Here is a 24,323-nt window from a genome sequence, read left to right on the forward strand (position 1 = left end):
CAATTCCCTCAATGAAAAGATCATATGTACGCCTATTTTTAATGTTTCTCCTCACGGTAATTCTTTCGGTCCATATGTATATTAATATGGATTTCTTTGTTGAAAATCCTTTTACCAGATCGTATTCATTTCAATCACCGGCTTTGGTGGCTGTAGACCCTGAAGATAATATTTACCTTGTTGATGATGGTCTTAGACGCATACTCAAAATGGATCCGGAGGGGATTGTTTCCCATGTTATAACAGGGGGATCACGTAAAGAGAAAGAATTTTATCGTGCCGACGATATTACTACTGATATAGAGGGGAATCTCTACGTATTAAATTCAGTCGAGAATTTGCAGGATGGCTATGTTGAGAAACAACAGGTTGTGCGATATTTGCCGAACGGGAAATACGACCAGGTAGTGATGGAGTTTGATAGATCAAGGGACGAACGTCTTCGGCGTGATCTCTTTATCGCCAGCAATATATCTGTACGCGGCAATGCATTGTATTATTTTTTATTGCGAAAAAATACGGGGACGCTTTATTTTAAATATGATCTTCAAGAAAGAATTCCCAGGAAAATATTCACTATCGGATCTCTTAATAAATTAATTCGGTTTGCCCAGAACAAGAACCAAGAGATATTCCTTACCAAACTTGACGGTAAAGTGTATAAAACGAATATGCACGGGGAGTTAGCGGTTATTCCTCTTCCATACCCTGAAGAGACGCTATCAATGCCGTGGGATGTTTCATGCACTAAAGAAGGGGATGTATACATATCTGACATTGCCCAGGGAACTGTTATCGGTGTTGACAAGAGTGGAAAAGAGAAAATTGTTTATCCCCGATATCAACAAAGCGGAAAAACAAAAGCCTGTGAACAATTTCTTTTTAAATCTATAACTGTGCGAAGTGATGGGGTAATTGTTGCGATAAATGAAATTGATAGTGCGCTCTATTTTGTAAGTTCTGAAGGAAAGTTGAAAACAAAACTGACCTGTGGGTATTGTAACTCATGGGATAGATTATACGGTTTATTATTATGGATAGAGTTCGCATTTTTTCTTGTGCTCATTATATATATCCCTTGGTTTCTCTACGCACGTATTTTAAAACGCAAAATATCCCTTATTTTAAAACAGCTTTTTATTTTTATTCCCGCGCTGGTTGTTTCCGTATGTTTCGTGACATTTAAGATATATGATGCGATCTATAACCAGTATGTACATGACCTCTACAATACTATGGCGGGCTTCGCGCAAGTGGCGGCAACAAAGTTTGATCCTGAGGCAGTTGCTCGGATTAATAACCCCAGTAATTATCAAGATGCCGATTACAAAAAAGTTCTCTCTACGATGCATGTGTTACTCAATGATAATAAGGATCCTTGGAACGCCCTTGCATACTCAAGAATTATTAGGCTTAAAGATAATATGCCTTATGTGTGTGTTGACTGGTCGGGTTTTAGCGGTTCCTATTATCCGTTTGTAAAAGCCCGTCCTATGCACATGAAAGCGCTTCAAGACGGCACTATATCGTATGGAAGATATTCAGATATTGATACTGAGCTCTACAGCGCTGTAGCCCCTATATATAATAAGGAAGGGAAAATAGTCGGCATATACGAATATATGTTTAATGCAGACATTGTCGATGAGGTTACTATTGATTTTGCTTCTAATCTTGTACGCGGTATTTTTATCGTAATTCTATTCTTTTCGCTCATTATTGCGGTGCTGACATTTTTCCTGCTTTCATCTATCAGTAAGCTCAAACGTGCAGTTAACCGTATGGCTAAGGGTGAGTTTGACACTACGGTATCTATTAATACGAGAGATGAGGTAGAAGATCTTGGCCGCGGGTTTAATATTATGAGCCGGTATATACAGAATTATATTGAGAAGATTGTTAATCTGAATAAAGCGTACGTAAAGTTTGTGCCGCAGGAATTTTTACAGTTTTTACAAAAGGATAGTATTGTCAATATGAAGCTTGGGGATCAGGTTCAAAAAGAAATGACAATTCTTTTTGCTGATATACGTTCATTTACATCTCTTTCAGAAAAGATGACCCCGGAAGAGAATTTTAATTTTTTGAATTCGTATTTACATAGAATTGGGCCAGCGGTACGCGACAAGCATGGTTTTATTGATAAATATATCGGGGATGCCATCATGGCGCTCTTTCCAAATAAGGCTGATGATGCGATAGAGGCGGCCATTGAGATAAAAGAGAGGCTTGCCAAGTATAATGCTGAGCGGGCAAAACATGGATATGATCCCATAAATAATGGTATTGGTATTCATACCGGAAATATGATAATGGGTATTATCGGTGAAGAGGAAAGAATTGAAGGAACGGTCATATCAGACAGTGTTAATCTTGCATCACGCTTAGAAGGGCTTACAAAGATGTACGGTGCAGGAATACTTATTAGCGGTAAGACTATGATGAAATTAATTGATCCGTCTAAGTATCATTATCGATATCTTGATAGAGTGACTGTGCGCGGCAAGAAAATACCTGTATCAATATTTGAAATATATAACGGTGAGTCTTTAGAGATTATTGAATTGAAGGACAAAACGAGAGAAGATTTTGAAAACGGAGTAAAGTTGTATTACAACAAAAAGTTACACGAAGCTCGCGAGGTGTTCAGGAAAGTGTATAGTGCAAATGCTAAAGATTTTTCCGCGGAGCTTTATGTTAGACGATGTGATAATTTAATTAAATATGGGATCCCAGATGATTGGGATGGAATAGAAGTATTAGGAGTTAAAGAAAAATAGACCCCCACCTAGATTTCACGGGTTTCACCCCGCGAAATCATGAAACAGGGGGGATAGTTTCCTAATATACAAGGAGGGCAAAGGTGAAACGATTAAAAAATGGCGTTACTTTAGCGGCTTTTCTCGTAATGATCATATGTGTGTACTCTTTCTTGAATGGCAATGGCGTTTTTAAGGGGAAGTTTGAAAACGATTTTATTGCATGGTACATACTTGCAAAAGGTGTGTTTTGCTCAATCGCATTATACTTATTGGTATGTATAATAGAAACGAATATAGGTAATAAGAACGATTCCTAATCAGCAAAGACTGTATATCTTTGCGTGCATATACCCTATCGTCTTCACCTCTGCAGTCATATTTACTTACTGCGGCGGTGGGTATGAATTGCTATAAAGCTATATAAATCGTCATAGATTGCATTAAAGTTGCTGTAATAGAGCATTGTGCTAAAAATGTTGTGTTGCGGAGAGAGTCGGGTCGTAAGTATGGTTTATGGGACAGAGCTGTCATTATTATGTTAAATAGACTGGATTTCTTAATGATTTTTAGTCTGTGAAAGAAATGTTGTTTTATTATGGCGTAAATATATAAAATATTGGGAAATAATCGAAATAAATAAACTAGTTAAAAAAAATATATACCGGCCCCTTGACAGTGTAAATTTTATATGGTATAGTATTACCAACAAGTAACAAAGAAGGATGTTGATATTTAACTGTGATTAACTGGAGGGTGAATCATGAAAACATTAATCTCGAAGCTTGTGCAAACAAGCTACAAAGCTGTACTCATTTTTACCATCGTTGTCTTGCCATTTACCGTACTTTCAACTCAAGAAGGATATACTGCAGAGAAAGACTCAATTGACATTACTGCGGTGAGGGTCCCGGAAATCTTTGGCATTGTCAAAGAGGTCCATAAGGGAACAAACGATAAAACGGTGTTCCATATTCAGGATGCGCACTGTAACTTTGAGGCGCAGGATAACAATTCGAAGATCCTGAGGAACTTTGTTGATAATTACGGCATTGATGTTGTTGCCGTTGAAGGTTCAAGCGGTGTTATTGATACCGCACCTTTTTCAGGGTATCCCAATAAAAAGGCGCGTGATGACGTTGCTTTTTATTTTATGCAACACGGTAAGATCACAGGTCCGGAATATCTAGCTATCACCGGTGACAGGAAATTCACCCTCTTTGGAATAGAAGATAAAGCACTGTATAAAGAAAACTATGATTTATTCTTGAAGTCACTTAAGTTTAAAGCTGAGGCGGCATCACGTATTGATGAGCTAAAAGGGATCTATGTTTCATTAATGAACAATATGTATGGCCCAGAGCTTAAAGGGTTCAATGCGAAGGTTTTGGAATATAAAGACGGAAAGATCAAATTTACCGAGTTTGCAAAAGTGCTCAATGAATATGCTGATCACATGAAGCTTGATACCAAAAAGTATAAGAATCTTTCCCTTCAAAAGGAAACCCAAACTATTGAAAAACAAATAAATTTTGATGATGTTGAGAAAGAGAGAGGGGCTCTCATTGATACGCTAAGCAAAAAACTCTCTAAAGATGAACTGTCTGATCTTGTCACAAAGAGTTTGTCATTCAGACTTGGCCGCATGACATCAGAAGAATACTATTCTCACCTCAAGGATTATGCAAAAAAAGCCAATATTAGTCTCAAAGATTACTCAAATCTCTCAAAATATATTGAGTATCTCAATGTGTTTGCAAAAATTGACAAAGAAAAACTCATTGATGAAGCCGATCAGCTTGAAAGTGCGATTAAGGATAAGATGTTTGCTAATAAAACGCAAAGAGAGCTTGATCGTCTTGCAAAAGACGTTGATATTCTGGGAAAACTTTTTGCCTTAAAGCTTTCAATAAAAGATTATAATACGTTTAATAATAACAAAGCTTCGTTTACATCAAAGAAGTTTCTTGATTTTGCACGTAAGCATGCAAAAAAATACGGTATTTTTGTGCCGAAAGGAAAGAATATTCCGATTATTGATAACAACATGGACACCGTTGACAGTTTTTATCAAATCGCAACAAGACGAGATAAATCACTTATTGATAACGCGTTATCAGTAATGAATAAAAGAGGCCAGAATAAGATTGTTGTTGTTACAGGTGGTTTCCATACAGAAGGTATTCGTGATCAGCTAAAAAGAGATGGGTATTCTTACATGATCATAACTCCGCGCATAACAAAGTTTGATGTTTCTAATCCATACGTAGATGTTATGACCGGTAAAGAAACCCCGCTTGAAGCGATGCTTACCGGCACGGTTATGCAAACCGGAACGCTTTCTCCTGAAACAGAATTAGATAAGGAAAAATTTAAAAAGGTTTTTACAGCGATTGCGAAAGTTAATGAAACTCTTCAGAAATTAGAAACAGGTGAAGCGGCAAAAGATGAATTGGAATTTAAAAAACGCCTAGAGAAAAATCTAAAAGTTTTAAATCCGAATAAAGATGTTGTTGTGCAGTATTCACCGCAATTCGGAATTTATTATTTTATGAAAGATCGAGGGACAGATTCATGGGGCGCGATATATCGTATAGCTCTCACTGGACAGGAAGCAGTTCCTACTGCGCTTGTCGGTAATGAATTGCCAGGCGTTACCGAAGCAGTCGGGACATTGGCAGGCGAAGGTCTTGCCTTGCCAGGATATACGGTAAAGGTGTACGCTCCAAACGCTACAACGCGCGAACGGTTGGTTGTGGAATTAGATGGGGAGATAACTGCAGCAACTTTTGGTGAACTTTTAAATGAGAAGAGAAGAGAAGTGATCGAGGGGCTTAAAGGTCAATTTAAGACTATATCAGACCAAGATGTTCCAAACGCATTAAAGGGCATTATAGACGTTATAGGGGGGACATTCAATCTGACAGTTGTTCCTTCAAATCATAAAATCAATACCAGTCAATTGCAAATTGGTGAAAAAGAAGCATATGGAGTGAGCATTGGTTCTAACTTTGTTATAACTGAAGAAGCGTTGAAGTCTACAGATCCGAAAGTGGTTGCGGAGCTCGTTAAAGCCGCAAAGCATGAAATGGCCGAAATGGATGAGCTCAGAAAAGGTGCATCGCCTGATCAGGATGTTAATCATAAAAAATATGCTCATGTTCTCGGACTTATGGCTGAGCTCGGTGATAACGAAGCGTTACCAGCACGTTATATTGAGTATATGGACAATCTTTTAAGTAGTGGTAACTTCTTGCTAATAAAACAATTGGCTGATAATACAGACGCGAAGATTGAGGAAATTGAAGCGAATCCATACTTCAAAAAAGATGAAAAGACGCGATTCTTTGCGGTCAATACTGCTCGTCTTATCAAGGCATATTTACTGAATTATAACTCCACTATCAGCGGTCAGGCTCAAATGACACAGAGTCTGGTTGATGTTATGAAGGCGCGCTCAACGATAACGGATCAAAAAGTATTGCCGCTTGCAAATGTATTTCATGAGTATGCAGTAAAACTTTTTCAGAAACAAGATATTTCAAAGCAAAAAGGCTACACCGGAGCGGTTGCAAACTACTTTAACAATAACGGCTGTGATTTACGTGTTGCTGAGGCGTCGATGTCTGAAGAGGAGAAACAGGAACTCATTGATAAAACAGAACCGCTTTCCCCAAGAGAGCTCGGGAAGGTTAGGAATCCTACCGCGGTATTTAATGGTAAAGACATTGAAAATCTTCCGGATATTGTAAAGAGAGCCATAATTCTTGGCGAAATGAAACCGATTGTTTTTATTAATATCAAAGAATTGGCCGGTGGTGAAAATTTCCTTAATTATTATGCTAAAGCCATGAATTATGCCCGTGAATTGAATGGAAATGTAACGTTTATCTTTTCAGTCGAAAAGCCAGATCAGTGGAAGCAGGATAATCCGGGCCTGATGAACGCGCAATACCGTATTGTGAAATTCTTCGGGGAGGATTTTTATTTAAACTCTGATATTGTTGGTATACCTGATGGTGGGAATAAAACCCGCGGGTTAACCCAATCAGTTGAAAAAGCGGGTGAATGGTACGTAACTGCCCAGATGAGAATGTTGTGGGCATGTTTCATCGATATGATGAGTCGAAGATTACGTATTCCGAATGTAAATGATTATGTGTCAATTGATGCAGGTGATAATGTCCTTATAACCGGAGGAGATAGTGTTGGGTTTGATGATGATGGGCAAGGAAACATGGTCAAACGTCCGATCAGTGAGATCTATCCTGAAAGAGACAACATGCTTCTTTCCGGTAAAGAAGCTCTAATTCTAGATCCGAAAGATATGGATACTTTTGCTGATATAGTAGACCGTATCATTAAAGACAAAGACCTAAGCTTATCCGCAAAGATTAAAAAAGCACGACCAAACGAAGCAAGAGTGTTAAGAAAGAATTTCTTGGAAACAAATGTTCTTAATGGTAAGGATGCTGAAGGTAATGTTGATCCAGACGAGCAAAAATTTGTTGATAAAGTGCAAGCTGAGCTTTCGCATGTTTTTGAGCGTATAGCCAAGGAAAAAATAGAACAGCTCGGGGCATTTACGACCAATGCAAAAGGTGAGATAAAGCTGTTTTTGGAAAAAGAGCGTCCGATCGCTATTATGGCTGCTGCCTATACGGACGGTGAAGGGCGCATTAACAAGAACCTCTTTGTTATGCTGTTAGCGAAAAAGTTTATGCTGGAACTCTTTAAGCAAGCCGAACAGAATCCGCTTCCAAACGATATTCTGCCATTTGAAGGATTTTACAGTTTCTTTAAAGCGTTTAGCATATCACTGCTTGATAAAAAAGGATACAGTAATGCAATAATCGACAGAGCGAAGGAGTTTAAGGTATTTTACACAAACGATATTGCTGTTAAGGAAAAAGCGGTCAGGGATCAGCTAGCAAAGAAAGATGAGAAAACTATCACGAAGGTTGAAAAAGAAAAAGAGGTTATATTAAAGAAGAAACCTGAGTTGGAAAGTCAACCTGATGTACTTGTCGATCAAGCTATATCTGCGCTTGCATTAAATCAGTGGGCCAAAGAACTTGCTAAGAACAAAAATTTCAAAGATTGGTTTAAAGAATTCAAAAGTGTTGCAGAGACCACACGCGGTGTATCAATCGAAGGATCGTGGCTTGATGCAGGTGACGTAACAAGTTATTATGAGGTTGTTTTTGACGCGTATATTAATCATATGAAATATTTCAGGGGAGAGAAGGATGCCGTTGCGGTTGATACTATAGACGATTCTGAGCTGATAACTTCCCCCGAGCAAAAAAACTTGTTCCTGGATAATGTGGTAATTAAAGGCGGTATAAAAGTAAAAGTAAATAACGATACGATATTGCAGAATTGCTATTTTGAAGGCCCAATCGGTACCAGCATTGCTCTTCCTTCGGGAATATATATGAATTGTCGAATAGTGCTCGGTAAAGATAGAAACGTAAACTTTAATGATAAAAGCGGTAAAGTGTTTATTTCCGGGATGTATTTTGACGGAACGCATGACGTCTATGAGTACGGTGCGGACATCAACAACCTATCAGAAAAGGATATCGTTAAAACCGTTGTTATACGCGGTGACGAACTTTATCGTCAGTTAGCGGTAAGAAACAATAAAGGTGAAGTTGTCTGGATAGAAACACGTGTACCTGTAACACATAATCCTAAAGGTATAACCATTAAACAAAATATTGTTAACACGGACAGGCTTGTAGGACTGCTTAATAATCCGATTATTAGGGATGGTCTTGTTAAAAAGTCTCCTGAGCAGTATACAATCGGGGATCTAGTGTACGATAATGCTAAAAGAGAAGTGGAAAAAAGAGCAGAAAAAAGAAGGGATATACAAAAAGCAAATCTCTTAGTTGAAGCGTTCCCACAGATTATTTATAAAAATGTTGTTGCTCGAATTTCTCCTGAGTTTAAGTATGTTCTTACATTTGATGAGTTTATAAATCGAGTTTCTTTACGTGCCACCACGGAGCGTAGCTGGTGGAGAGATAACGTGGCTCCGGTTATCGATGATATGTTTAATGACAAGGAGTTTCTCAAAGCAAATCTGGCTGATAAATTAATCGAGGATTATAAAGCAAATCATCCGGAAATGCTTGACAGTGAAAAGAATATCAATGAATCGTGGTATGGCAACGAAATGATTAAAGGATATCGCCTGGAAGAATTGCAGAAGACAGTGGCAAACATCAGAAACACTGAGCAGGAAGAGAAAAACAAGCAAGACATTCAAATAGAAATGGCTAAACGTGAGTTAGAGAAAAAATTCAGAGGACCTGGCATTGCTGAACAGTTCAAAGAAGAAGTTATGCCTAATGTGCCAGAACAATTTAATGAAATTTTCACAGACCAGCTTTTCGATTATTTCCCGCAATATACCGCGGACGAAATAATCAATGGCGATGAACTTCCTGTTATGAGTTTTTATTTCAGTGCGATAGTACGAGATAAAAACGGTAATCCAATCGAAATTGAAGACGAAGAATTTGCTAAAATCGCAAGAAGTAAATTGCGGGTTGTGATTGAAGATGAAGCAGGAGAAATTACCCGTATTCAAGATATTGGTATTGTGAAACTTGCTGATAGGAATGAAATGACCGGTCAATATGACATGGTATTAAATGCTCCTGGTCTTAAAAGATACAAAGTTGAATTTTCCTCAAATCGAGTGAAAAACATTCTTGCATATGCAGGTCACACCGGTAAGAATATCCTCAAGGTATCACCATGGATTATGTTGCCTGGCCAAGTTGAAGAAGTATGGGGTAATTTTATGCCGATAACAGAAGAAAACCCGTATGGTGACTTGATCGTTAGTTTAACCGGTGAACAAGTGATGACACCATCTGGGGGTGGTATGAATCCAGAGCAAAGAAGAAAACTTCTTGATGAAGGCATCTATAACGGAATAAAGACGGCACTTGTAACTGCTATTGATAATTTCAGAAATAATAAGGATCATAAGGATCAATGGAAGAATGATTTGCGTTGGGCGATGAGTGAAGTCAGCGGAAATCTTCCTGCTACACAGAAAATGAAATACCTACCAGCTTTAGTATCAGTTCTCGATGAGCTTGCTCGTGAAAGTGAAAGAGGGCAGAATTATGTTGACTCACTATATAATGATATGCTTCCAGAATACATAAGCGAGGAAGAGGCAAAAATTGCACAAGCGGGCGTGACCTCAGGTTTTAAGGCGCAAATAACTGAACAGATAGATGTTGCCAAAGCGGTACTTGCAGCGCGGGCTTTTGCTGATAGTATCATGGGGAATGTTGATGCAGTAGATGTCGTCGATAGGAAGGTAATTATCAGTACAATTCTCAAGGATGCTGAAGTTTCAGGTGTTACAGTGAAACTGCCGCCTGACGAAGGGGAAGTTATTATCGGTAAGGGGCAACCGATAGAAAACTTTACAATTGAAGGTGACCTTGTTAATAAGGAAACGATTTCAAAGCTGCTTATGGAACTTACTGCGAGAAAAGATATTATTGAAAATGATCTTGGTCTTAAGCAGATCATGGAGATGGGTGAAAGTCCGAATGTTGATCAGCTTAATATTTCGCTAGACTTGATTGCGGAATACGACGCAAGGAATAATGAAATACGTAACCGCGGTATCGGTTTTAATAAAATACTGAATAAGCTTGTCAATATGGGTGTTCATGTGAATATTGTAGTTGATCTTCAGAATGAAAATATTTCAAAAAAGATTAATGAAAAAGGAGAGCTTGAAGCAAGAACCGAAGAAGAAAAAGAGAGTATAGAGAATCAAATAAAAGCTCTTGTAAATGAGATTTTGCTTAAATCAGAGGGTATTGACGAAGCTATGATAAATAAATTAAACAAACGTGAAAAAGGTCAAGTTGAGATTGTACTGGCTAAAGATGTTGAAAAAGCGATCGCTCAAGTGGAAAAGGTAAAGGGTGTTGAGATTCCAAAAGAGAAAAACAGATGGCTTATTGATGCCAAGCAGACAACTTATATCAAAAAATTAGGAAAGGAGAAGATTCCGTATTTTGTTGGTATGCCGGGTGTTTCTATTGGTGATTTAATATCATTCATAATGACGGTTGATAACCCACTTGATATAGACGAAGTGGTGTTGGCATTGGACGAACTAGGTTTTACTGAAAAACAAATCAAAGAGTACAGAAAAAATAAGGTAATGCCACCAGTGCGTCAGACAGAAAGTATGCTTAAGTATCTCTATAATAATCCAAGAGCATTCGAAATTGCGGCATAAAACAAAACGAAGTATGAACGAAGAGAGACGAAAGACGAGAAGCACCCCGATAAATCGGGGTGCTTCTTTTTTAAATGTATCCCGCTTTGTTATTTTAAGCTCGTAAGCCCCACTCGTTTGTATTATAATGACTAGGTGTTTTGTGCTAGGTTTTAGGTGTTAAAAGCAAAATGCTTGTTAATTTTTTTGTTTTGTTTTAAATTTTGTCTTATAGCATATAGCTTACAGCTTAAAGCTGAACGAAATCGCCCCCTTAGCTTAACGGATAAAGCACAAGCCTCCGAAGCTTGTGATGGGAGTTCGATTCCCCCAGGGGGCACATCAAAAAGCTATAAGCTATAAGTTTTAAACGATAAGTAAAAATAAAAGAACAAATTAAAAGAGAAGGGTATATCATGGGACGATGTGATGGAAGAAAAAATAATCAACTGCGATCGGTAAAGATAACAAAAAACTATTTAAAACAAGCTGATGGATCCTGCCTTATTGAAATGGGAAATACGCGTATTATCTGCGCCGCATCAATTGATGAAGGTGTTCCGCGTTGGTTGAAAAATAGCGGACAGGAAAAAGGCTGGATAACCGCTGAATACTCCATGCTTCCCGCATCGACAGGATCTCGTATGCAGAGAGAGTCTTCGCGCGGAAAGGTAAGTGGTCGTACACAGGAAATCCAACGGTTAGTTGGAAGATCACTAAGGGCGATATGTGACCTTAAAAAACTGGGTGCAAGAACAGTGTGGATTGATTGTGATGTTTTAGAAGCTGATGGTGGTACGCGTACAGCTTCAATAACCGGCGGTTTTGTTGCTCTAACGCTTGCGTTACAGAAACTCATTAAGAAAGAAATCATTACTGAGTTGCCTTTTATTTCTGGGATAGCTGCTGTGAGCGTTGGTATTGTTGACGGTAAACCGATGCTTGATCTCTGTTACGAGGAAGATTCTTCAGCTGATGTTGATATGAATGTTGTTATGACGAGTACGGGAAAGTTTGTTGAAATACAAGGGACTGCTGAAAGTGACCCTTTCAGTGATGAAGAGTTAGATAAGCTCCTTGTCCTTTCACGTAAAGGTATTAAGGAACTGTTTGCAATTCAAAATAAACTAGTCTAGTTTTTAACTAATAGCTTATAGCGTATAGCTTATAGCTCAGACTGCGGAGGTTTACTTAATGAGTGAAATTGTTTTTGCAACAAGGAATACAGGTAAAAAGAGAGAATTTGCGTTACTGATGAAGGAGTTTGACCTTACCATCTCCTCGTTAGATCATTTTAATGATGTGCCGAATGTAGTTGAAGATGGGGCAACGTTTAAAGAAAATGCTGAGAAAAAAGCATTGGAAATCGCGAAGTTTACCAATAAATTGACTGTTGCAGATGATTCAGGTCTTGAGGTGTGGGCGTTAGAGAATAAACCTGGAGTGTATTCTAGCCGTTTTGCGGGTGACGCCGCAACGGATAAAGATAATAATAAAAAGCTTCTTGAAGTTATGAAGAATATTCCTCTAGCACGAAGAGGAGCTTCTTTTAGGTGTGCTATATCTATCGCAACACCTGAAGGTGTTGTTGGTACTGTAGAGGGATCATGTGATGGAGTGATCGGTTTTGAGGAAAAAGGGTTTAATGGATTTGGGTACGATCCTCTTTTTATCCGTAACGATTATGGGAAAACTTTTGCTGAGTTAGAGGATTCGATAAAAAATCGTATAAGTCATAGAGCACGTGCATTTGAAAAAGCTAAAATGATTTTCGAAAGAATACTTGGATGATTGGTTGTAACATATGAACAAAAATATTGCGGTTTCACTTGTGTTTTCTTTAGGCATACATTTATCAACGTTTACGTTGGCACGTCATGATGGACTTTATACTGATCCCCGGCAGCTTATGGCAAGGGCTATGGAAGTCCAGCGGCAGAAAGGGATGGATTTACTCTTTGTTGATACCGTAAAGCAGGAACTTAAAGGTGGGTCCCCCAGACGAACAAATGTTATTTCAAATAATGATAATGTTGCGCAAGATCTAACCAAAGGAAATCAAGGAAAACGTGGAATATCTCCGAATGCAGGGAAGCCTTCTAGTGTTAAACAGCTTGGTGATCTTTCGCCGGGTATAGGCAAACAAATGAGTAAACCTAATCCGGAGGTATTAGATGATCTTAAAGTTGCGCCACAAAAGGCCACAAAAATAGTATCAAAACCTGTTACCCCAGTAAAAAAAGCACATTCACAACCTGATAACAAGACAACAGCAAGAAAGTCTATTTCCTTCATGGATAAAATAAAACAAATGCAATCAGATGTGGTTCTTCCTGAAGATGTTGCAAAAAAGATAGACAAGATTGTCCGTGAAAAAGCAAAGGAAGAAGATTTTGTTGCCAAACGCAAAGAAATTGAAAAAACCTGGGAAGAACTTATGAAAAAAGAACGTGAAGAAAAAAAACATTCAAAAGTTTCGCGTTCACCTCGGTCACAATTGAGGCAGAAAGGAAAAATAGCGATGCTTCCGGGGGATATTAAAAAGATGAGCACAGACAGTGATGACGATGTCGCACGGTTTGGAGAGATCACTTTTAATGCGAACCAATATGAGATAGGTGAGTACTTTAAAAACCTTAAAGAAAAGATAGAAGATTATTGGCTGCCCTATTTGGCGTTTACCTATAGTGGCGGGAGTATGTTTGGGAATAAGACGGTTATCCTCTTTAGGGTGTATCCGAGCGGTAAAGTAAAAAACATAAAGGTGCTTGAGCATAAAGGCGATGAAGTATTAAAAGATTTCTGTCTTGCGGCGATTGCTAACAATGCTCCTTTTGAGCCTTTACCTCAGGGATTTATTGATGTTACGGGGTATGAGTATCTGCCAATAGTATTTACGTTTGTATATTAAATTCGTTCATAGTTCACACCCATAAAATTTAAGTAAATTTTTCTGGGTATTGTCCCCGCAGGGGATAGAAAAAAGAAAGGTAAAAATGGATATAATAAAAATTACAGGTCTTGCAGCCGGAATACTCACTACCGTATCATTTCTTCCACAGATGATTAAAGTACATAGAACAAAACACACAAAAGATTTATCTCTCTACATGTATTTTATATTTTCTCTTGGTGTAACATTATGGTTTGTCTACGGCATTATGCTTAAGGAATACCCCATCGTTATTGCTAACTTTGTTGCATTGTTCTTTGCCCTGTATATATTATGCATGAAAATCAAGTACAAGTAGCAGTTATTCAACGAGTGATGCGGGGTTAATACACACTTCTTGTTCTGATAGGTACGTGCGGGTTAGGATCTGATAATTCTTTCTCTTTGTGTTGTATCATCATCTTTTTGTGATATTCACTCGTTGGTGCGTTCTTTCTGACAACAAAATGAAATACTGCGTAGAGAAGGAATCCGAGAACAATTGCTATGAGTAGAAAATTAAATAGCACAAAACCAAAACCTTTTTTTTCTCCAAAACCGTATATTTTGTCTCTGTTAGATGTTGATGAGAGAAATGCATTTTTCAATCCTTTGAAAATATTTTTCATATAAGCATCTTTATACTAGATAGTTATTAATAAGCTGTTTGTTGTGCTGTATTATGCTCGGATGATTCCATATACAGTGATTTAGACATGTTTGGGATATACTCAGTTATAGTTAAATAAAGAAATATTGAAAGCAAAATAATAAAAGCTATTACTAATATTTTTGATATAAGCGCTCTTGTTCTGCAGCTTACAAGATACGTGTCATAAAGATCATACATGAGTATCAGAATCTTGTTATGCCACCAGTGATGAATTTTTTTTATCAAGCTAAACATGCATATATATGTACCATTATTCAGCAATATCATCAATACAAAAGTAGAAGATCATAAAAACGGCTGATTTTATGCTTGACATGGAACCTGTTGAGTAGCATAATCTTATGTTTTTTGCAATAGTGTCTTTATTAATGTTTGCCGGGGCGTAAAATGAGTTTTAACTGGGTTGATCTATTGATCGTGCTTATTGTGGTACGCGGTATATATATTGGGATAAAGACAGGTTTGTCGTACGAGTTTTACCGGTTCCTAGCACTTATACTTGCGTATTATAGTGCACTTGTTTTTCACTCTGACGGTGCTCGTTTTATTATGTCGCACACACTTATAAAAGAAAAATGGGCGCATTTGGTTGCTTTTATCGGTATTGCAACGATTGTGTTCCTTGTGGTCATCATAGTTCTTAAAGTGCTTCATAAGATAATGCGCATTGAGTTTGCTCCAGGGATAAATGGTATTGGCGGGGGGATTATCGGCGGGTTGCGGTCATTTTTTATTGTCTCACTCGTGCTTCTGGCAATATTTTTTGTGCCGTGCAGATACATAAAAAAACAAATATATGATGATTCATATTTGGGCAATTATGCTATTAAATATACGCCGCGGGTGTTTAGTTATGTTTCAAAAAATATTTCAATTACGAAATTGATAAAACGTTCGGTAAGGGTTCAAAACATTCGTGATAGAAAAATAAAGAAAAAGGACACGTATAAGGAACCCACGGTGCGTAAAGAGAAAAAACCGGATGAAGTCATAAGGAGTACTGCCACGATAGAGACTAAAAGCGATAGTAGTCCGAAGAATGAAGAAGCGACTGTCTATAGTGATGACATTCCATTTATAGTTGGTGAAGATATTGAAGAGTATCCTGGTGAATAATAGGTTGTAAATATATGACATTATCTTATAGCTTACAGCTTATAGCTTGAGAAAGGGGGATCAATGAAACTGAAAGATTTTTATAAGTTTGTTATTAATGAAGGTGTAGCAGTAGATCCACGAGGCAAAAAAGGTGTTGCAGATGAATTGAAAAGAGTAAAAGACGGGTATGATGATCTGCCGTCATGGAAAAAAGATATATTTGATAAAATACTTCTCACCAATCCTTATGCGGATACACGGATATTGCATGGTAATCCTGAGATGGATGTTAAAACAATATTAGTAGGAATTGATATTGAAATGGGTGAATTGCTTCTTGCTGATCGTCTTAATCAAAAAGGGACAAAGATTGATCTTATCATGGCTCATCATCCCGAAGGGAAAGCTCTCGCGGGCTTATATCAAGTAATGTATTTACAGGCTGACGTACTGAATAAGTATGGTGTGCCGATTAATGTTGCTGAAGGGTTAATGGCTGAAAGAATTAAAGAAGTCCGAAGACGGCTTTTACCTGTAAATCATACACGTGCTGTTGATGGTGCACGCCTTTTGGACTTACCTTTTATGTGTGCTCATACTCCTTGTGACAATCACGTGGTTGATTATTTGCAAAAACTGTTAAATAAAAAGAAACCACGAGTACTAAAAGATATTGTTGAAATGCTTGAGGAAATTCCAGAATATAGAAATAGCATCAAAAATGATGTCCCCCCCACGATTGTAAGCGGTACTGCGCAAAGACGATGCGGTAATGTATTTGTTGATATGACCGGTGGAACGGAAGGGTCGAGGAAGATTTTTGAAAAATTATCCAAAACTGATATTGGTACCGTCGTTGGTATGCATTTTACCGATGAACACGTTAAGGAAGCTGAAAAAAACAATATTAATTTGATTATTGCGGGACACATGGCCAGTGATAATCTGGGAATTAATTTGTTTTTGGACAAGGCATCTAAAAAAGACAAGAAACTGAACATTATTTCGTGTTCTGGATTCTATCGTTTTAGCAGAAATTAAATGGGGACATGCCCTTTTTTTAAGTTTTTAGTCTGTGGTATGAGAATATAGAATTTCGATATTTGGATTTAGGATTTGTGAAAGTTATGGCTGGTTTTATACCTGAGAATATACTTGATGATGTTCAATCTGCAAACGATATTGTGGAGATTGTATCCGGGTATATACCGCTGAAAAGAGCGGGGAAAGATTACAAGGCGTTATGTCCTTTTCACAATGAGAAGACACCGTCTTTTATGATCAGTCCGCAAAAGCAAATATTTCATTGTTTTGGCTGTGGTGTTGGCGGAGATGTTATAAACTTTGTAATGAAATATGAAAGAATTGAGTTTGTTGAAGCGGTACGCATGCTGTCAGAACGTGCGGGTATTATCTTGCCGGCATTTGAAAAGACGGACAAGGCTGTATCAAAAAAAGAAAAGATATATGCGTTAAACGCTTTTGCTGCAGAGATTTATAATCGATTGTTGTTTAAAGAAAAGAATGCTGATATTGGGCGCAGATATATAAAGGACAGAGGGCTCAGCTCAGGAACCTGTGAGCAGTTTTTGGTTGGATACGCGCCGAATAGTTGGGATTTTATGCTAAGTAGTGCACATAAGGCAGGGTATTCTGATAGGGAACTTTTTGATGCCGGGCTCATTATTGAGAAACAAGGAAAATCAGGAACTTTTTATGATCGTTTTAGAGATAGGATCGTATTCCCTGTCTGGAACACGCAGAATAAGATCACTGGTTTTAGTGCTCGAGTGTTAGATGGGTCGTTACCGAAGTATGTTAATACTCCTGATACGATAGTGTACAATAAAAGCAAACTGCTCTACGGACTCAATGCGGCAAAAGATGCTGTGATTGAACAGGGGTATATTGTAGTCTGTGAGGGGCATGTGGATTTTCTTACATTGTTCCAAGCAGGTATAAAGAATGTGTGTGCGTCTCAGGGAACTGCATTTACCAGTTTTCATGCACGTTTGTTTAAACGATATACCGATAAGGTCATTGTTTCATTTGATTCTGATAGCGCCGGAGAGAGCGCTACTTTGAGAAGTTGTGAGATTTTTATTGAAGAGGGACTTTCGGTAAAGATACTGGTTTTGCCAAAAGGTTATGATCCTGATAGTTATGTAAAAGAACATGGCGCTGAATCTTTTACTGAACTTATTTCTCAGGCGCACGATCTTTTTGATTTTAAGCTTGAAATTTTAATGAGAAAGATAGATTATAGTTCTCTTCATGGCAAGTCACGTATTGCTGAGAATATGTTTGAGACAATAGCCAGGTTGCCTTCCGCAATATCAGCGAGTGAATGCGTGAAGAAATTAGCTGAAAAATTGCAGATTAGCGAAGAAGCGACGTGGTTGGAATTTAGGAAGAAAAAAACTGGTAAAAAAGCATCAAGAGAGACACAGGAAGAAAAAACAGTGATATCGGTGCCCCCGTGGGAGCGTGATTATATTGCGCTTGTAATGGAGGACCATAGGTGTCTTGATGCTATGGGCGTAATAATTGCAGTATCTGATTTTTCTAATGTGCACTTGAGAAAGATACTTGAAAACATAATAAATTTGCGAAACGATAACAAACTTAATTATTCTACTCTGACAAATAGTCTTGAGGATCAAGAATTAAAAGATATGGTAAGTTCATTGGCGTTCAAACATTCTAACGCGAGTGCAGATGACAAAGTATCGATTTTTAAAGATTATTTGTGTAACATTAAAAAGAGAAGTATTAGAGGAAATATGAATAGTATTGTAACGAAAATTGCTCATGCAGAAAGGGAGCATGCAGACTATTCTGATTTGTTGCGGAAAATGGAAAAGAAGAAATTAGAATTAGGAAATATTACACGTGAGATCGCGCTGTTTTGCGAAAACTATAGATAGAAATAAACCGCAAAAACAATACACGAGTAAAATGCCGTGTATGTTGAGAATGAGGGGATGATATATGAAGAAGAAAGTTACTAAAAAAGTAAAAAAAATGCCTGAGAAAAAGAAATCTCCTGTGAAGAAAAAAACACCAAAGGCTAAGACACTAAAGAAAGTTCTGCCGGTTAAGAAGAAGAAAAAGGTAGAGAAAAAAGTAAGTATAAAGAAGGTGAAAAAGGCGGTAAGGGCGTCTTCTAAGAAGACAGCGGTAAAAGCGAAAAAAGTACGAATATCTAAAAAAACAATGGAGAGTGTAGAAAAGCAGTTGAGTAGAGATTTAAGGAGCCAGAAAGTTAAGGAGCTTATTTCTCTCAGCCATGAAAAAGGATATTTAACCTACGGAAACATTAATGACGTATTGCCTGACCAGGTGGTGAGTTCGGAAGAAATTGATTCTATTATGATGTTACTCAGGGGAATGGATATTCAGATCATTGATTCTACCGAGATTGAACGCAAAAAGTTTGAAAAAGCTGAAAAATTAAAGCAGGAGAAGACAGCAAAGGCGTCACGGATAGACATTCTCGATGATCCTGTACGTATGTATTTAAAACAGATGGGACAAGTGCCCCTCCTGAGTAGGGAAGAAGAAGTAAGCATTTCAAAGAGAATTGAAACTGCAGAAACACAAATCAGGAGAGTTATATTTCGGTATGGTTTTATTCCGAAAGAATTCGGACAACTTTCAAAGAGGTTAATCAGTGGAAAAGAGCGTTTTGACAAGATAGTGCAGGAGAAAAAAGTTAAAAACCGGGAGAGTTATGTAAAAACACTCGCAAAACTGAGCAAACAACTGAAAGCACTTGATACAAAATGTACTCAAAAATGGAAACTGACTTTAAAAAGCAATGTATCGGAAGAGAAGAGAAAGAAATTGTACAATGAGCTTGAAAAAAGCAGAAATGATATCCAGAACAGTTTGAAGAAATACTGTTTTAGGCAAAAAGCTATTGAAGATTTTGCAAAGAAGATAGATGCACTCAGCATAAAGATTGAACAGATACAGAACAGGATTAGAGAATTAGAGGGTGGACGAAAGGTTCAAAAGATTGTTGCTCTCCTTAAGAATGAGAAGAGAAAATTGAAACGTATTGAACTTGTTTCGCGTCTTCCAATTGACGAATATCATACGTTGAACGCACAGTTAAAAGATTGGATTGGCAAAGCACATCAGGCAAAATCAGAGATGGTTGAAGCAAATCTTAGGTTGGTTATCAGTATCGCAAAAAAATATACCAATAGAGGTTTGTCATTCTTGGATTTAATTCAAGAAGGTAACTTAGGCTTGATGAAAGCGGTGGAAAAGTTTGAATATAAAAGAGGATATAAGTTTAGCACCTATGCTACGTGGTGGATAAGGCAGGCAATCACGCGAGCTATTGCTGATCAGGCGCGTACTATACGTATTCCTGTGCACATGATAGAGACAATCAATAAGCTTGTACGCGCGTCAAAGAAAATTGTCCAGGATTCAGGGCGGGAACCGTCTCCAGAAGAGTTATCAGAGGAAATGGATTTGCCGCTTGAAAAGGTGCGAGGAATATTAAAGATTGCACAACATCCAATATCACTGCAGGCGCCGATAGGTGACGGTGATGATAGTCATTTCGGTGACTTTATTGAGGATAAGGGAACAGAATCACCGTCTGATGCGACGAGTTATACGCTTTTAAAAGAACAGATGCAGGAGGTCTTGGATACCTTGACCCCGCGTGAAAAGAAAGTGCTTATGCTTCGTTTTGGGATCGGGGATGGGACGCCTCGGACATTGGAAGAAGTTGGAAAAGAATTTGATGTTACGCGTGAACGTGTCAGGCAGATTGAAGCAAAAGCGCTTAGAAAAATGAGACATCCAACGCGCAGAAGAAAATTAGTTGGTTTCTTAGAAGTCGAAGATAATCAGTATTTGAAAATTTTATTTAGTTCGTAAAAAAGTTGCTATTTCAATAAAATAATATTAGTATGTACGTTCAAATTCAGGGCCCATAGCTCAGTTGGTTAGAGCAACGGTCTCATAAACCGTGGGTCGATGGTTCAAGTCCATCTGGGCCCATTTCTGTAAAACCGATTGTAAAATGTCTTTAAGGTGCAGTATGTGTAAGTTAATTGTTAATGTAAGTACTATTAAGGTGCGATTACTATCTTCTCATGTCCACTATACTCTGTAAAAGCTGTGTTTTTATTTGCTGCTTCCTGCTTATCGGTTGCAAGAATGTCCCCCTTATTAAAGATGCCAACTATTACTACCACGAAGGCGTAATATTATCTGAAAAAGATCGCTTTACTGAAGCCGAGAAGTGTTTTTCGAAAGTCATAGAAAAAAAACCCGAGCACATTAATGCTTATTATAATCTTGGGGTTATTTATGATGAGAGAATGATGCTTCCTGAAGCAATTGAAGCATATGAGAAAGTCATTTCACTTGACCCTGGATTTTATGAGGCCTGGTATAGGTTAGGTGTTATACAATGTTTAGAGGGTAACGATCCTGAAGCGATCAACTGCTTTAAGAAGGTGTTAGAATACGAACCTCAGCATCAAGGCGCATGTTATAATCTTGCGATTCTTTACAATGATGAAGGTGATTGCTCTCAGGCGCTATCATATTACAAAAAAATTGTAGAGATTAATCCAAAAAACATCCAAGCGCTTAATAATTTAGGATTGTTGTATGCAGAGAAAAAATATTATGTACTTGCAGAAGATTCTTTTAAAAAAGCGCGAAGGATAAATCCTGACTATTGTGAGGCATATAACAATTTAGGTGTGCTCTATGCCGAACAGGGGGAATACGAAAAAGCTGTCCAGGAATTTGGTGAAGTTATATATCTTGATAGAAATAATCCTGAAAGCCTTCTCAATCTTATTAATATCTACAAGGATCACTTGCATGATTATGTTAGGGCAAAAGAGAATATTGAATTATTTATAAAGAGATTTCCTCGTTCAAACAAAGTTGTGGAGTTAAAAAAGAATCTTGTTCAGATAGATACTGATCTGGATAATATGAATAAAGACTTTGTAGAAAATAAAGGCGATAAAATACGTACGGATATAGCTGCATTTATAGAGAATGTGCAGAATAAGAGATTTATAGAATTTTATGATTTGCAGCCTGAAGACTTGCGCAACCATATACCTCGCCACAGATGGCAAGCAGATATGAGCGGTTTAAGTGATGAAATACTTGAAGCACAGAAAAAATCTGTTATAGGGCTCATAGGTTTTAGAAAATTAGGGGCATATAAAGTTACCGGTATTGAAATGGTATCGCCAACAAAGGCAAAAGTGAAGCTTGCTGCAGCTGAAGTGGGTGAACTAGGTTCGCCATCAGGAGTTGACGAACGTATTTCATACTGGGAAGAATATAATGGAATGTGGGCCCCCAGCCGTTTTTTACAGCGGGTAAAAGAAAATTGGAAGAGGGCTAGGCAGGCAATATCGAGAATGGGCGATTAACTCAGACTGGTAGAGTACTACCTTCACACGGTAGGAGTCACAGGTTCAAATCCTGTATCGCCCACCATATAAATACCGAATATTCATTTGATATATGGTATACTATTACTGTATTCTGAATTGGTGAAAGGGGAGACGATGCAACAAGATGTTAAGATATTAATAAAGGTGCAAGAGATCGACATAAAAAAGAGAGATATTGAGAGGAAAAGGAAAGAGCTTCCTGAAAAGATATTGAATGTAAAGGCTCAATTAACGGGAAGAAAAAACTCCCTTCAAGAATTGAAAGAAAAGATAAAAAAAATTGAGAGTGAAAGAAAAACAGTCGAGCTTGAAGTTGAGTCAAAACAAGCACAAGCGTTAAAATATAAAGGACAGCTTGTTCAGATAAAAACAAATCAAGAATATAAAGCCTTGCAAAGCGAAATTACAGATATCAAAAATGAGTGCATAAAACTTGAAGACATAATTCTTGATATAATGGAAAAAAATGAAAGTGCGATGAGTGAAGCGGCTAAAGAAGAGGCGCTTTTAAAACAAGAAGAAGATGCTGTTCTTATTGAAGAGCAAAATATTAAAGACCAATTAACGAGAGAAGAACGAGAGCTAGAAGGGCTTCTCAAGGATAGAGAAGAATTAATACCTAAAGTAGATACATATATCCTTGAAACATATTCTTATATATTTGAGGATGGTGATGATATTGCGATTGTTCCTGCTAAAAATGGGACATGCGGGGGATGTCATATCAAACTTACTTCGCAGATTGTTAGCGATTTAAGAAAATCTCAGGAAGTTGTTGCGTGTGAAAATTGTGGAAGAATATTGTATTATATGTTGGAAGTTTAATGCGGTTGCGCAAACCAAACACTAAAAAACGTTCTTTAAAAATTTCAAGCTGGTTGGGAGATCGCTCTTTACATTTGTAAGGGGAGGAAAGTCCGAACTCCGGTCCTGTAGCAATATGGGATAGGGCAAGATGGCCGTTAACAACGGCCCCGGGTGACCGGGGGAAAGTGCCACAGAAAATATACCGCCTCGATTTTATCGGGGTAAGGGTGAAAAGGCGTCCCGATTTATCGGGACCCCGATTTAGACACAGTCTTGATCGGGGAGGTAAGAGCTCACCGCGCCAATGGTGACATTGGTGGCATGGTAAACCCCATCTGGAGCAAGACCGAATAGGAAACGGTATGGTGGCCCGCCAATTATACGTTTCGGGTAGGTCGCGTATGATTCTCGTGGTAACATGAGAACAAGATAAATGATCTCTGCTTTTTATAAAGTACAGAAATCGGCTTACATGCCAGCTTGATACTTTTTGCAACGATTCTGCAAATACGTTTTTTAACCCACCTTAAGTAGTTATATGTAAAAGTCATACGATAGAATTTATCTGTTTCATGCTTTTCTATCGTTGAATATAAAACCGGAATTAAAGACTGGTAAATCGGAATTATTCTTTGTTCGGTTGATGATAAAGGTGTCTTTCCTCCCCTGAAATACCGGCTGAAATAAGCGTTTCACGGAGAGAAAATTATCACGAGAATCTGTTTCCGATTATCCATTAGCCATTATCCATAAGCAGCTGTTTAAAAGTGTTTTCCACTCAATATGCGGAATCGTTGACTTTTTGCTTGACTATTTGTTCTATTTCCATTATTTTATTATAACAAAAGCAAAAAAAGGGGAGATAACACTATGAAAAAATGTCTTTTATTTGGTTTCATAGGTTTATACGCAGTAACACTTATCGGTTGTTGTATGTGTCAGCCTGAGAAGAGAGTGATTTGTTCGAGAATACCTGACGCAGCAGGTCAGACAATTCAGGATGTCCACTCGCTAACAATGAATGGTGAATACGGTGAGATGCCAGTGGGTGAAGAGGATATATTACGATAAGTAAAAAAGAAATACAGTTTATAGGTCCCATCTCTTAATTGCGGTGGGACTTTTTTTATATACGTTTATCGTTCATTGAATAATTCTTTTTCACTAGATATCCACGGTCAATCGAATTTCCCTACGGAGACTACATCTATATAAATTTATAAACAAATATCATGGATGAGAATTATTATACGCTATGCACTTTTTCTAATCGATTCACAAACCTCAATACATAAATACCTAACCGCTATACGTTCACGAAAACCGAAAT

The 24,323-nt window shown here is 37.8% G+C and carries 15 protein-coding genes, 3 tRNA genes and 1 other RNA gene; 18 read left to right on the forward strand and 1 reads right to left on the reverse strand.

The window, feature by feature from the left end:
- Positions 1-11 precede the first annotated feature (11 nt).
- The 8 genes from P9M13_04390 to P9M13_04425 all read left to right on the forward strand — a co-directional run bounded on the left by P9M13_04390 (position 12) and on the right by P9M13_04425 (position 14,279).
- Positions 12-2,780, forward strand: a complete 2,769-nt coding sequence (locus P9M13_04390) for an adenylate/guanylate cyclase domain-containing protein (protein ID MDP8262527.1) — start codon at positions 12-14, stop codon at positions 2,778-2,780.
- 83 nt (positions 2,781-2,863) lie between these two features.
- Positions 2,864-3,079 (forward strand): hypothetical protein, encoded by a 216-nt coding sequence (locus tag P9M13_04395; protein ID MDP8262528.1) that lies wholly within the window; start codon positions 2,864-2,866, stop codon positions 3,077-3,079.
- A gap of 443 nt (positions 3,080-3,522) precedes the next feature.
- The gene (locus P9M13_04400; protein MDP8262529.1) at positions 3,523-11,049 is read left to right on the forward strand and encodes a hypothetical protein; all 7,527 of its coding nucleotides are present in this window, start codon (positions 3,523-3,525) and stop codon (positions 11,047-11,049) included.
- A gap of 247 nt (positions 11,050-11,296) precedes the next feature.
- A tRNA-Arg gene (locus tag P9M13_04405) sits at positions 11,297-11,368 on the forward strand.
- Positions 11,369-11,444: 76 nt separating this feature from the next.
- Positions 11,445-12,164, forward strand: a complete 720-nt coding sequence (gene rph / locus P9M13_04410) for a ribonuclease PH (protein ID MDP8262530.1) — start codon at positions 11,445-11,447, stop codon at positions 12,162-12,164.
- Positions 12,165-12,222: 58 nt separating this feature from the next.
- Positions 12,223-12,819, forward strand: coding sequence for an XTP/dITP diphosphatase (locus P9M13_04415; protein ID MDP8262531.1), 597 nt, complete (start codon positions 12,223-12,225; stop codon positions 12,817-12,819).
- 13 nt (positions 12,820-12,832) lie between these two features.
- Positions 12,833-13,939, forward strand: a complete 1,107-nt coding sequence (locus P9M13_04420; GenBank protein ID MDP8262532.1) for a hypothetical protein — start codon at positions 12,833-12,835, stop codon at positions 13,937-13,939.
- An 85-nt stretch (positions 13,940-14,024) separates the two neighbouring features.
- Positions 14,025-14,279: a SemiSWEET transporter gene (locus P9M13_04425; GenBank protein MDP8262533.1), complete on the forward strand. Its 255-nt coding sequence runs from the start codon at positions 14,025-14,027 to the stop codon at positions 14,277-14,279.
- Between the two features lie 25 nt (positions 14,280-14,304).
- Here P9M13_04425 and P9M13_04430 read toward each other — a convergent pair whose 3' ends face one another.
- The gene (locus P9M13_04430) at positions 14,305-14,589 is read right to left on the reverse strand and encodes a hypothetical protein (protein ID MDP8262534.1); all 285 of its coding nucleotides are present in this window, start codon (positions 14,587-14,589) and stop codon (positions 14,305-14,307) included.
- Positions 14,590-15,020: 431 nt separating this feature from the next.
- On the opposite strand from P9M13_04430, the gene P9M13_04435 reads away from it, so the two are divergent.
- The 10 genes from P9M13_04435 to P9M13_04480 all read left to right on the forward strand — a co-directional run bounded on the left by P9M13_04435 (position 15,021) and on the right by P9M13_04480 (position 24,064).
- Complete coding sequence (locus P9M13_04435; GenBank protein ID MDP8262535.1) at positions 15,021-15,749, forward strand: CvpA family protein; 729 nt, start codon at positions 15,021-15,023, stop codon at positions 15,747-15,749.
- A 63-nt stretch (positions 15,750-15,812) separates the two neighbouring features.
- On the forward strand, positions 15,813-16,772 hold the full coding sequence (locus P9M13_04440; GenBank protein MDP8262536.1) for a hypothetical protein: 960 nt from the start codon (positions 15,813-15,815) through the stop codon (positions 16,770-16,772).
- 86 nt (positions 16,773-16,858) lie between these two features.
- Positions 16,859-18,658, forward strand: a complete 1,800-nt coding sequence (gene dnaG / locus P9M13_04445) for a DNA primase (protein MDP8262537.1) — start codon at positions 16,859-16,861, stop codon at positions 18,656-18,658.
- Positions 18,659-18,722: 64 nt separating this feature from the next.
- Positions 18,723-20,633, forward strand: coding sequence for an RNA polymerase sigma factor RpoD (gene rpoD, locus P9M13_04450; GenBank protein ID MDP8262538.1), 1,911 nt, complete (start codon positions 18,723-18,725; stop codon positions 20,631-20,633).
- Positions 20,634-20,682: 49 nt separating this feature from the next.
- Positions 20,683-20,756: transfer RNA gene (locus P9M13_04455), tRNA-Ile, on the forward strand.
- 95 nt (positions 20,757-20,851) lie between these two features.
- Positions 20,852-22,162 carry a tetratricopeptide repeat protein gene (locus P9M13_04460; protein MDP8262539.1) on the forward strand — a complete coding sequence of 437 codons (1,311 nt, stop codon included), beginning with the start codon at positions 20,852-20,854 and terminating at the stop codon, positions 22,160-22,162.
- Positions 22,153-22,229: transfer RNA gene (locus P9M13_04465), tRNA-Val, on the forward strand. Before P9M13_04460 ends, P9M13_04465 begins: the two co-directional genes overlap by 10 nt.
- Positions 22,230-22,300: 71 nt before the next feature.
- Positions 22,301-23,011: a C4-type zinc ribbon domain-containing protein gene (locus tag P9M13_04470; GenBank protein MDP8262540.1), complete on the forward strand. Its 711-nt coding sequence runs from the start codon at positions 22,301-22,303 to the stop codon at positions 23,009-23,011.
- Between the two features lie 45 nt (positions 23,012-23,056).
- Positions 23,057-23,480, forward strand: an RNA gene (rnpB, locus tag P9M13_04475) — RNase P RNA component class A.
- Between the two features lie 383 nt (positions 23,481-23,863).
- Entirely contained in the window at positions 23,864-24,064 is a 201-nt protein-coding gene (locus P9M13_04480) for a hypothetical protein (protein MDP8262541.1), read from the forward strand.
- Positions 24,065-24,323: the final 259 nt, after the last annotated feature.

The sequence above is a fragment of the Candidatus Ancaeobacter aquaticus genome (assembly GCA_030765405.1).
In the GTDB taxonomy this organism is placed as follows: Bacteria; Auribacterota; Ancaeobacteria; order Ancaeobacterales; family Ancaeobacteraceae; genus Ancaeobacter; species Ancaeobacter aquaticus.